The organism is Streptomyces sp. NPDC028991, from assembly GCF_055564775.1.
On record NZ_JBVHVP010000039.1, the window covers coordinates 23,400 to 33,757 of the forward strand.

At 68.9% G+C, this 10,358-nt stretch carries 10 protein-coding genes and 2 pseudogenes; 4 read left to right on the forward strand and 8 right to left on the reverse strand.

The genetic code is table 11. The features are described from left to right. Positions 1–2 precede the first annotated feature (2 nt). Entirely contained in the window at positions 3–1,745 is a 1,743-nt protein-coding gene (locus ACZ4V1_RS34760; protein ID WP_468344770.1) for a flavin monoamine oxidase family protein, read from the forward strand. An 11-nt stretch (positions 1,746–1,756) separates the two neighbouring features. Continuing rightward, the gene (locus ACZ4V1_RS34765; protein ID WP_468344773.1) at positions 1,757–2,983 is read left to right on the forward strand and encodes a metal-dependent hydrolase family protein; all 1,227 of its coding nucleotides are present in this window, start codon (positions 1,757–1,759) and stop codon (positions 2,981–2,983) included. Between the two features lie 115 nt (positions 2,984–3,098). Here ACZ4V1_RS34765 and ACZ4V1_RS34770 read toward each other — a convergent pair whose 3' ends face one another. From ACZ4V1_RS34770 to ACZ4V1_RS34785, 4 genes and pseudogenes are all read right to left on the reverse strand, one after another. Beyond that, a complete protein-coding gene (locus tag ACZ4V1_RS34770; RefSeq protein ID WP_468344776.1) occupies positions 3,099–3,284 on the reverse strand; it encodes a hypothetical protein in 186 nt (61 codons plus the stop codon). Positions 3,285–3,300: 16 nt separating this feature from the next. Then, a pseudogene (locus tag ACZ4V1_RS34775) lies at positions 3,301–3,569 on the reverse strand (IS110 family transposase); the annotation flags it as partial. Between the two features lie 570 nt (positions 3,570–4,139). Continuing rightward, entirely contained in the window at positions 4,140–4,457 is a 318-nt protein-coding gene (locus ACZ4V1_RS34780) for a hypothetical protein (protein WP_468344779.1), read from the reverse strand. Positions 4,458–4,682: 225 nt separating this feature from the next. Next, the gene (locus ACZ4V1_RS34785) at positions 4,683–6,269 is read right to left on the reverse strand and encodes an oxidoreductase (protein WP_468344781.1); all 1,587 of its coding nucleotides are present in this window, start codon (positions 6,267–6,269) and stop codon (positions 4,683–4,685) included. A 222-nt stretch (positions 6,270–6,491) separates the two neighbouring features. On the opposite strand from ACZ4V1_RS34785, the pseudogene ACZ4V1_RS34790 reads away from it, so the two are divergent. Then, positions 6,492–7,528, forward strand: a pseudogene (locus ACZ4V1_RS34790) (IS3 family transposase); the annotation flags it as partial. Positions 7,529–7,755: 227 nt separating this feature from the next. On the opposite strand, the gene ACZ4V1_RS34795 reads toward ACZ4V1_RS34790, so the two are convergent. From ACZ4V1_RS34795 to ACZ4V1_RS34805, 3 genes are read right to left on the reverse strand one after another with little or no spacing between them, the layout of a single operon-like run. Further along, positions 7,756–7,893: a hypothetical protein gene (locus ACZ4V1_RS34795; RefSeq protein ID WP_468344784.1), complete on the reverse strand. Its 138-nt coding sequence runs from the start codon at positions 7,891–7,893 to the stop codon at positions 7,756–7,758. A gap of 44 nt (positions 7,894–7,937) precedes the next feature. After that, complete coding sequence (locus ACZ4V1_RS34800; RefSeq protein WP_468344787.1) at positions 7,938–8,435, reverse strand: transmembrane transport protein; 498 nt, start codon at positions 8,433–8,435, stop codon at positions 7,938–7,940. Then, positions 8,432–8,974, reverse strand: a complete 543-nt coding sequence (locus ACZ4V1_RS34805; RefSeq protein ID WP_468344790.1) for an RNA polymerase sigma factor — start codon at positions 8,972–8,974, stop codon at positions 8,432–8,434. The genes ACZ4V1_RS34800 and ACZ4V1_RS34805 overlap by 4 nt, the downstream gene beginning before the upstream one ends. A gap of 899 nt (positions 8,975–9,873) precedes the next feature. Here ACZ4V1_RS34805 and ACZ4V1_RS34810 point away from each other — a divergent pair. Next, positions 9,874–10,053, forward strand: coding sequence for a hypothetical protein (locus tag ACZ4V1_RS34810; RefSeq protein WP_468344793.1), 180 nt, complete (start codon positions 9,874–9,876; stop codon positions 10,051–10,053). Between the two features lie 60 nt (positions 10,054–10,113). On the opposite strand, the gene ACZ4V1_RS34815 is transcribed toward ACZ4V1_RS34810, so the two are convergent. Further along, positions 10,114–10,287, reverse strand: coding sequence for an HNH endonuclease (locus ACZ4V1_RS34815; RefSeq protein WP_468344796.1), 174 nt, complete (start codon positions 10,285–10,287; stop codon positions 10,114–10,116). Positions 10,288–10,358 lie beyond the last annotated feature (71 nt).

A 10,358-nucleotide genomic window follows, 5' to 3' on the forward strand; every position in this document is an offset into this window, starting at 1 on the left:
CCGTGTCCAGCGATTCCCCGCCACCGGCGTGTGACCTGCAGGTCGACTTCCCCTTCGACTACGCCGCTCACCTCGCGGACGGGCGGCGCGTCGGCCGCCTTCCCGCCGCCGCGCAGGGGGCACCCGTCGCCGTTGTCGGAGCGGGGGGCGCCGGTCTGTGCGCCGCGTACGAGCTGCTGCGGATCGGCTGCCGGCCCGTGCTGTACGAGGCGGAGCCATCCCCGCACGGCCCGGGTGGGCGGCGGCTGGGCGGCCGGATGTACAGCCGCCGGATCGATCCCGCCGACAGTGCCGTGGCCGAGCTCGGCTGCATGCGCTTCCCGGACTCAGCCCGGCTGCTGGGGCAGTATGCCGGACTCTTCGGGCTGCACATGGTGCCGTTCCGCGAGAATTACGCCTACCCCACGACACCGATGACCGTGTGGCACGTCGACGGGCGTGGCCATCACGCCCGCGAGATCTCCGACCTGTACCGGTGGCACGACGAGTTCCACCGTGCCCACACGGGCTGGGAAACCGCCCTGGAACGGGTGGGAGTGCCTCAGCTGCGGCACGCGGTGGCCGACCGCGACAGGGCAGCGATACGCCGACGATGGGACGACATCGTACGGCGCTTCGACCAGTGGTCCTTCCGCCGCTTCCTGATCGACCCACAAGGGGCGGGCCTGACCGCGGAGCAGGCACGGCTTGTGGGCACCGCCGGAATCGGCCCCGCGGCCTGGGACTGCTTCTGGGGCATGAGCATGGTGGAACTGCTGCGGTTGCTGCTGGCCGCGGAGGGCGCTGTCTTCCACCGTCCGCAGGAGGGCATCGGCGCACTGGCGGAGGGCTTCTGGTCGCACCGGACCCACACCCCCGACGGACGCGGCGTGAGCCTGGAGGAGACCAACGGCGGAGTGCTGCGGCCGGCGGTCACCCTGCTGGAGGTCCCCGGAGACCCACGGCGCGGGGTCACCGTGCACAGTGCGGACGGGCGGCGGGAGACGTTCGCGGCAGCCGTCTTCACCCCCCAGGTGCAACTGCTGGAGACGTCCGTCGAACTCCGCTCCGCGCGCGAGGAAGGCCCCAGCCCGCTCGGTCCGCGCCTGTGGCGGGCGGTGCGCGGCATCACGTACTGGCCGGCGGCCAAGACCTCGCTGATCCTGCCCGAGCCGTTCTGGCCCGGCACCAGCATGGACGGTGTGACGCTGACCGACCGGCTGCCCCGAGCGACGTACACCAGCGACTACGGCCCGCCCCGGGCCGCCGGCGGGCGCACCGCGGTACTGGATCTCAGCTTCACCTGGTCGTTCGACGCCATGAAGGTGGCCGCGTCCTCGCTGCCCGAACGGGTGGAGGCCTTCGTGCGGGAACTGGCCGCCATCCACCCCGAGACAGCGCCGACGCTGCGCCGGGCGGCGGCCGACGCGTCGGCGGTGACCATCTCGTGGGGTAACGAGCCGAACTTCCGGGGGATCGCCCGCTTCTCCCGACCCGGGGAGTACCGCCACCAGTACGACCTGTTCCACCACAGCCTCAAGGACCGCACCGGACGCCCACGCGTGCCGGGCGAGCCCGCCAACGCGCTCTTCCTGGCCGGTGACGACACCTCCTTCTCACCCGGCTGGCTCGACCACGCCCTGGCCTCCGGAATCAACGCCGCCTGGGGTGTGATGACCCTGCTGGGAGGCGGTAGCGAACCGGACAATCCCGGTCCCGGTGATGTGCTCTCTTCACCGGGCCACCGCCCTCTTCCCCCTCCATGAGAAGGAGATCAGTGACGAATCCCGACACTAATCCGGTGGTGCTGCGGGCCCGCCTGGCCTGGGACGGTGCCGGCGACCGCCCTTGCCCAGATGTGGATGTCCTGGTCGAGAACGGACGGATCCGCGATGTGGGGCGCCAAGTGCGAACACCCGCGGATGCGGAGGTGATCGACCTGCCGGGATGCACGCTGCTGCCCGGCCTCATCGACTGCCACGTCCACCTGGCCGACGAAGACGCCGACGGCGACTCGGCGCCATACCAGGTCCTCACCGCCCTGCCGGCACTGCGGGCCCTGCTCGCCAACGGGTTCACCACGGTGCGCGACCTCGGCAGTGCCCACCAGCCGCTCAACGTGGCGCTGCGCCGGGCCGTGCGGGAAGGACTGGTCGAGGGCCCGCGGATCATCGCAGCGCCGAACATCCTCTCGCCGCAGGGTGGCCACGATGACAAGGCACCCTCTCTCGCCCAGCGCTACGGCACGCAGATCGGCACGGTCGCCGACGGTCCGGACGAGGTCCGCCGCATGGTCCGCCGCCAGGGCCGGGACGGCGCAGACTGGATCAAGTACGCGGGCAGCGGTGGCTTCTCCTCACCCGCCGACAGCCCCGACACCGTCTCCTACGCACAGGACGAGGTCGACGTACTCGTCGCCACGGCCCGCGACCTCAGCCTGCCCTGCGCCGTACACGCCTTCCCCGACGAGGCGGTGGTACGAGCGGTACGAGCGGGCGTCCGCAGCGTCGAGCACGGCACGCTCGCCACCGAGGCCACCTATGCGCTGATGCGGCAACACGGCACATTCCTGGTACCCACCCAGTACTGCCAACGCCGCTTCCTGGACCACCTGGACGACGACGACTTCTGGCAGGAGCAGTCCGCCCCCGTCCGCCACGCCTACCAGACCTTCGCCGAGGCCTTGCGCGAAGGGCTGTACCGGCAAGCCCGGGAAGACGTCCGCCTCGCCTTCGGCACCGATGCCGGCATGTTCCCGCACGCCGAGAACTGGCGCGAGTTCCCCACCCTCGTCGACCACGGCATCAGCCCGCTGCGTGCCCTGCGGTCGGCGACCTCCGTCGCCGCCGACCTCCTCCACCGCCCCGATCTCGGCCGCCTCGCCCCCGGAGCGACCGCAGACCTCACCGCGGTACACGGCGACCCGCTCGAAGACATCAACGCCATGGGCGACGTACGACTGGTCATGCAAAGCGGCCGTATCGTCCGGCCCCGCGCCGGATGAACCGCGCTTCCCCAGAGCTGCGGGGGCAACGGCTGCAGGGCTCCTGCTCCGCGGAATGCGGGGCAGGGGCCCTGGCGTGGTGGCAGGGCCTGTTCGGGTCGGCCGTCACCCGATGTCAGGCTTCGGCGACGTTGTCGATGACGCCGTTGACGTTGCCGACGGTGTTGTTCAGGTCGGCCAGAGGCCCGGCGTGTGCGGCCGGGGCCACCGCGGCCATGACCAGGAGGGTGGCCGCCGGTGCGGTCCAGCGGGCGATGCGACGCGCGACGGGCGCCTGCGGGGTGGCACTGTTCTTCGGCACGGGGAGCGTGTCAGGTTGCGAGCGGGTTGATCGCGAAGACCTTGCGAGCACCGGTGCGCAGGGAAGCCACGAGCAGACCACGGCTGGTTTCGATGGCCACGGGTATGGGGGTCTCCGGGCTGTCGCCGTGTTCGGCCAACAGGTCCAGAGCTTGCTGTAGCCGGCCGCGTCATCGCTGATGCGAGCCTTGGCAAGCAGGGTGCCGGTGTCGTCGATGACGGCGACGTCGTGGTGGCGCTCCGCCCAGTCGATGCCGCAGAACACGATCAAGCCATCCTCCCAGATCCGTTCATTTATCCAGGTCACGAGCACATGCGGGTCACGCGGCGCCCTAATCCCAGGACTCGTCGGTCCGCCATCTCAGTAGCCGTTCGCGACACCAGCGCACCCCAGGGGCCTCGATCTGTCTACAGAGCTCTGGGCTCGCGGGTGAAACAAGAGGTCGACCCTTGGACGGGCTCGTGCCGTGACGATCAACGTCCGGCCGGCCGTCGGGAGTTTCACGGTGATCGCGGAGACGCCGGGTTGTGCCGCTTTTGACAGAGGTCTCGAAGACCAGGAGAAACGAAGTCATCAGCCCGGCGCCCGCGTCATCGCCGCGAGGCGCGGACGGTGGTGGGGTCCGTGGCCGTGGCGAAGGCGCCGGGTCTCGCCGCTCTGGGTGAAGGCCTCGGGCCAGGCTGACATCAGGCGTTGCCCGACGCCCACGACACCGCCATGGAACCCGCCGGTGGACAGCGGCGCCAGTCCCAGAGCGGGTCTCCAGGACCATGAGGGCCGAAGGCGTTCCGCTGCCCGTTGTCGACCGCTCACCCAGCCCTTTGCGATGACGAACCGAGCCGCCTGCACCCCGGATTAGGAGAAACGCACCGGGTGGAGGCGACGCGCCGGACGACCTCGCGGGGCCGGAAGCGCGAACACGTCCACACCCTGGAACAACACTCGATCCGCTCGGGACGAGGGCTTTCCCAGCCCGATAGCTTCGAGCACGCCGCGCATGCCCTGGATGCTGATCATCAGCCCGCTGGGACGGAACACGTGCTGTCCCGGCCGGTCGGACTCCGGGGTCGCAGAAGGATCGCGGCGCGGGTCCGACGCGCTTTTGGCCGCGTGTCGAGTCATACCGATCTGCAACGGGCCAACGCCGTTTGGTGGGGCGAGGTCGAAGTCCATGCAGGCATGATCCCAAACACGTCTGTCAGCGACCGACGAAGGGCCATCCAGTCCCGGCAGTTACAGAGTGTGAGGGCTCCACGGAAGTTGGACCAGAACCTGGGAGCGGGCAGCGTTTGTCGACGGCTCTTGGCAGCACTTAGCGATCACAGGGTCCGAAAATCTCCATGAGAACTGGCAACGCTCTGAGCGTGAATACCGAGTCATGTCGTGGCTGTTGGTTCGTTACTGGCGGTTGATCGCCCGTGAGATGCCAGCGGCGACGGTCGTGGCCAGGATCCACCCGGCAGCAGTCAGTGCGTAGGCGAGCCACTGCCCAGTGCTTCGTGGTGCGAAGGCGACGTCCTGTCCGAAGGCGGTGATTGGAACGAGCAGGTCGAGCGTGTAGACGACGGCGTTGAATGGCGGCGCCTTCCCCGCTTCGAGAGGTGCGGGAGGATGGGCTCTGAAGAAGAGTGCGCCGCAGGCGAGCAGAGCGGTGAGCCAGAGGCCGGCGCGGAGTGGCCGGTAGCCGTAGCCGACGGTCGCGTCCTGGATGTAACCCCAGACGCGGGTATGCAGGGGGAGCATGGCACGGCGATGGCGTTGCTTGGCGAGGAGCACCGTGCGTGCTTCGTCCTCGTGTCCGAGCCGTCGGTAGGCGGCTGCGAGCTGCTCGTACGGCTGGGGGAGGTAGGCGTCGGTGCTGCGCCGGAGCCAGTTGAGCCTTTCGGCGGCTGTCAAGGGGATGGCGAGGGCGTCGTAGGTGGTCTCGGCCAGTCGGAGGTCGGCCGGCCAGGTGCCGGGGGTGTCGTACAGGGTGCCCAGCTGGGCGTTGCTTGCGTCGACGGTGCCGTCGATCGGCTGCTGGGTGCGCAGGTCGGTCTCCCGGGCCTGGACCAGCCGCAGGGACAGAGCGGTGCCGCCGGCGTTCGTCAGCGTGGCATCGCGGAAGCTGAGCTGCGTGCCGATGCTGCTGCCGTCGAGTTTGATGCCGCCGTCGACGCGGAGTCCTTGGCCGAGGTCGAAGTTGCGGGCGACTGTGACGTCAATGGCCTCCAGCGCCACGTCGCCGGCGTTGTTCAGTTGAGCCCCACAGAACCCGATCGCCGCCGCGACCGCGGCACCGGAGAGGATGATCCGCCCTTCGGCGCTGAAGCCCGGGTGGAAGGTGAAGTCCTCGGTGATCTGGACGTGGTAGGCGTCCAGGGCGTGTCCGTCTGGGTTGCGCAGGGAGGCCCCCTCAAGGTCGAACTCGCCGGAGATGGCGGCGCCGGAGCAGCGGAATGTTCCCCGGACCGCCAGATTGGTGCACAGCACGTCGCCGCCCGCGATGAGGTGGACAGCGGATATCGCCTCGGCCCCGGGCGCGGTGATCACGGTGTCCCGGAGGTCGAGGTCACTGCGGATCTGGGAGCGGGTGAGTACGAGGGGCCCGGTCAGGTGGCAGCGGGACAGGACCAGCCGGCCGTCGATCTGGGCTGTGTCGGCGGCGAGACCTGGCAGCACGCATCCGGTCAGGGCCAGTTCGCGGATTCTCGCGTCCCGGAGCAGGGGCACTTCGTCGAAGCGACATTCGTCCAGGACGACCGGCACGGGGATCTCGGCAAATTGCAGATCCAGCCTGCCCATGATGCGGGCGCCGGTCAGGCGCAGTGCCGGGCGGTCGCCGGGGGCGGAATCGTTGCTGGCACCCAGCAGCAGCGCCGCAATGACCTCGGCTCGCACCTCGGGTTCCGCCGCTTCCGGGGCGCCGCGGACATCGACAGCGCCGCCCTGGGCGAAGGAGTTCCACAACTGGCGTTCATCAGCATTGAGTTCGTCGAGACGCATGATCGACGATCTTTCCGGTTCGGGCCCGCCCATGACAAGACCCGATGAACTCCGGCCCCGCGGACGAGGCAGCCATGAGCATGTCGGCACCCACCAGCGTCCCTACACCGTGCAGGCGAGCACTCCGATACGCCAGCCGCGAGACCCCGGGTGTTGCCAGAACTCACAGACATCGCCCTGCGGCGAAACGAGGCGTTCTCGGCCCTGAGCGACAAGCGGTGGGTGCGGATGTGGGTCCGCAAGGCCGAGGTCGACACCGGTCGGCGGCCCGGTGCCACGTCCGAGGAGGCCGCGGAGATCAAGCGGCTGCGGGCCGAGAACTCCGAGTTGCGCCGGGCTTCGCTCGGGAGGTGAAGTGAGCCCTCGCCGCTGGGACTTCGTCTCCGACAACCGCGCCGACTTCGGCGTCAAGTGGATCTGCCGGGTGCTCGGTGTGTCCCGCGCCGGTTACTACGGCCATCTGGCAACCGGGCAGGCCCGCGCCGGGTGTCAGGCCGAGGAGAAGCGGACCGTGAGCGAGATCCGCGCCATCCACGCCGCGCACGATGGCGCTTACGGTGCCCCGCGCGTTCATGTCGAGCTGCGTGCGAGGGGACGGCGGATCAACCGCAAGCGCGTGACCCGGCTGATGCGGGTCAACCACCTCGTCGGCCGGCACCTGCGGAAGAAGAAGCGGACGACGATCGCGGACAGGACCGCTCCGCCCGTGCCGGACCTGGTGGTGCGCGACTTCACCGCGGACGCCCTGAACACCAGGTGGTGCGGCGACATCAGCTGGTCGCCGTCGGCACGGCCTGGCTCCGCCTCGCCACGGTGATCGACATCTGCTCGCGGCGCGTGGTGGGCTGGTCGATCGGCGACCATATGCGGACCTCGCTGGTCACCGATGTGATCGAGATGGCCGTGGCCGCCCGCGGAGGCCAGGTGAACGGTGTTGCTTTCCACACCGACAGGGGCGCCCAGTACAGCGCGGCCGCCTTCGCCGACGTCTGCCGCGGGCACGGCATTCGCCGAAGCACGGGCCGGGTCGGCTCGAGCTACGACAACGCCCTGGCCGAGCCGTTCTTCCAGAGCCTCAGAGCCTCAAACGAGAACTGCTTCACGGACGCCGCTGGACCTCGAAGGCGCAGACCCGACTCGAGCTGTTCCGCTGGCTCTCGTACTACAACAGGCGCCGTCGGCATTCCGCCCTCGGCTACCTCACACCGGCCGAGTTCGAACAACGACTGATCACGTCACGTACTCTGTCACTCGCCGCAGGAAACCCGGTGTCCACTCCCGGGGATCAACCTCAGTCCGGACCTGGTCGGCCATGCTGTCAGGAAGCTGCCGGAGCTTGACTTCGATGGCCCGGTGGTGCCGGGCGTCCGTGCGGGCGGAGTCCAGGCGGGCAAGCGAAGGGCTGGCGGCTGTCATGCGCTGGTGGTTTGAGCGTGTGTCATCGTGTCATCGGGAGTTTGAGCTGCGGATCGGCGGCTCTGGTCGCTCAGGTCAGGAGCAGGCCGGCCCCAGTGAGCAGAGCGGCGCCGGCCAGTGCCGTGAGCAGCAGGACCGTGCGCTTGCTTGGTCCGCTGAGGCGGAGGGCGAAGGCCAGCGGGCCGATGGGAGCGTTCTTGTTGTTCATGTCGATCTCCTTGATGATCGTGGTGATCTCGGATCGGTTGTGTTTCAGGAGTCGTCTCGTTGCAGGGCATCGCGCAGTCGCAGCAGTTCGCGGCGGCGGGACTGTGCCCGTACCGAGACGAGAGCTGCCGCGGCGGTGAAGAGGACCCCGCCCAGGGCGGTGACCAGCACGTCGGCGGTGGCACCGCGCACGGCGGCCAGCGCCGTCCCCGCGATGGTGGTCAGCACGGTCGCCCCGAGCGCGAGACGAGCGCCCAGCACCCGGTCCCGGGCGAACAGCGGTCGCCGCCTGCTCAGTACCCATCCGGCCAGGCCGGCCCAGGCCGCCCCGATGGCGACCAGTCCGGCGAAGGCCACCTGCGTACGTGCGGGCAGCGGATCCGGCTCGGTCGCCCACAGCACCGCGATCAGTGTCGCCGCGCACCCACCCGCCAGCCCCACCGCGATGTGGCGCATCCGGGAGCGCAGCGACACCTCCGCGGCCAGCGCGCGCTCCAGCTCCTCAGGCACACCCCGCTGAGCTGTAGGGTTCTGCTCACTCATGCCTCATATCCCCTTTCCGCAAGAGTGGTCCGCAACATGCGTCGGGCCCGGTGCAGCCGGCTCTTGACCGTGCCGGGCGGTACGCCGAGCACCTCCGCGCAGGCGACCAACGGGAGATCCTGAAGGTGGAACAGGATCAGCACCTCGCGCTCCAGGGGCGGCACTCCGGAAAGGCCGGCTTCGATCTGCACGGTGGTCAAGACGCCGCTGAGCTCGTCGTGGGCGACGACGTCGCCCACCACGTCCATGGACGTCTCCGGAACCCGGTACATCTGACGCAGCTGGTCGGTGACCGTGCGCCGGGCGATGGTGAACAGCCATGGCGCGAACCGCTCCGGCTGCCGCAGGCGCGGCAGGCCACGCACCACCGCGATCCACACCTCCTGTGCGAGGTCGTCCGCGAGGTGCGGTGAGCCGACCATCCCGCGCTGGTAGCGACACAGCGGGGCATGCCAGGCACCCACCAACTCGCGGAACGCCTCCCGCTCCCCAAGCTGGCAGCGCACCACCAGCAGCCCGTCGTGCACGTCGCTGCTCACCCGCCATCTCCCTGTCCCGCGCCATCCGTCACACAGACAGTCGGCATTCCAGCCGGAAAGGTTCACAAGAGCGATCCCCTCTGGCGCGAGTGCGGCAGTGCACCCGATCGCGCCCGCAGCAGCGCACTCAATCTTCGATGACACACGCTCAAAGTCCGATGACACAGGACAGTAGGAGACACCGAAGCGACGGCGGGCCGGGTTGTCCCGTCTCAGTCGATCTGGCCCCCGTCTCAAATGATCGGGTTCGATTCGCTCGACGTCTCAGATGGCCTGGTCCGCCTGATCGTTTGAGGTGGGTGCCCTATGACAGCGGACCCACTGCATCCGCCGCGATTCAGGGTTCGCGAACTTCCCCGGACGGCCTCCCCTCCCCCTGTAACCGATCCTGCACCAGGGAATCCGGGACCGATGATCACACTGTCAGCTACTTGACGACTCGTCCGGCACGCGCTCCTTCGGCCTTGGAGATCGGGTCGGTTGCTCGGAACGCCGCCACCTGACTCGCTGGGTAGGCGGTTCGAGCGACCAGGCGGCCCCTGTATCCCCGCAGGGGGAGCCGGCCGAGCACCTCCGCTTCGCGGCCTACCTGAGCGAGCTGGGGCAGGCCGCTGACGCCGACGAGGCCGATCTGGTCAGTGCAGTACTCACCGATCAGGACCAGGTGATGGCGCAGTCCGCCGTCCTGCGGCACCTGGACGGCCGGGCCACCGACCCCCACCTCGGCCCTGCCTACGAACGATGGGCGGAGTCGATCTCACCCGATTAGCCCAACGATCGATGCGCCAAGACGCCTTCGACAAAGACGTGCCCAAGACTGGCAATGGTGCGCCGTGACAAGACGCGCTCTCCCCTTGTCTCTGCGCAAGCGCCGGAAGCCAACAGATGGGAACCACCTCATGACAGAGAAGAAGCAGGACATGCGTCGCCCCACGAAGAGCCAGGCAAAGTCGACCGCGAAGTCCGACAAGGTTGCGTCGGAAGACACCGAGCGCACGGCAGCGGAGGAGCAGGCAGAGCAGCAGAAGCCCCCAGGCCAGGGCAGCTTCGGCCGTGTACACGGCGCGCCGCCCTGCTAAGCCACACCCGCCACACGTCGCCCCGGTACGAGCCCTCAACGCCCGTATCGGGGCGGTGCCTTATAAGTGGCGCCTGCCGAAATCCATTGCTGTCTTCGTCTTATGGCATCGCTTGCACAGCACCTGAACGTTGCTCGCCACATCCTCACCACCCACGCCTATACGGCGCTCACCGTCAAGGCGGATGAGGTGCTCAAGATACTGAGTCTGAGTGAGCTTGACGTTTAACCTCAAGGGTCGGCCCGCGTCATCGCGGGGACTTCACTGCATGTCCAATCGCGATGAGGCCGACACCGACAACCAGG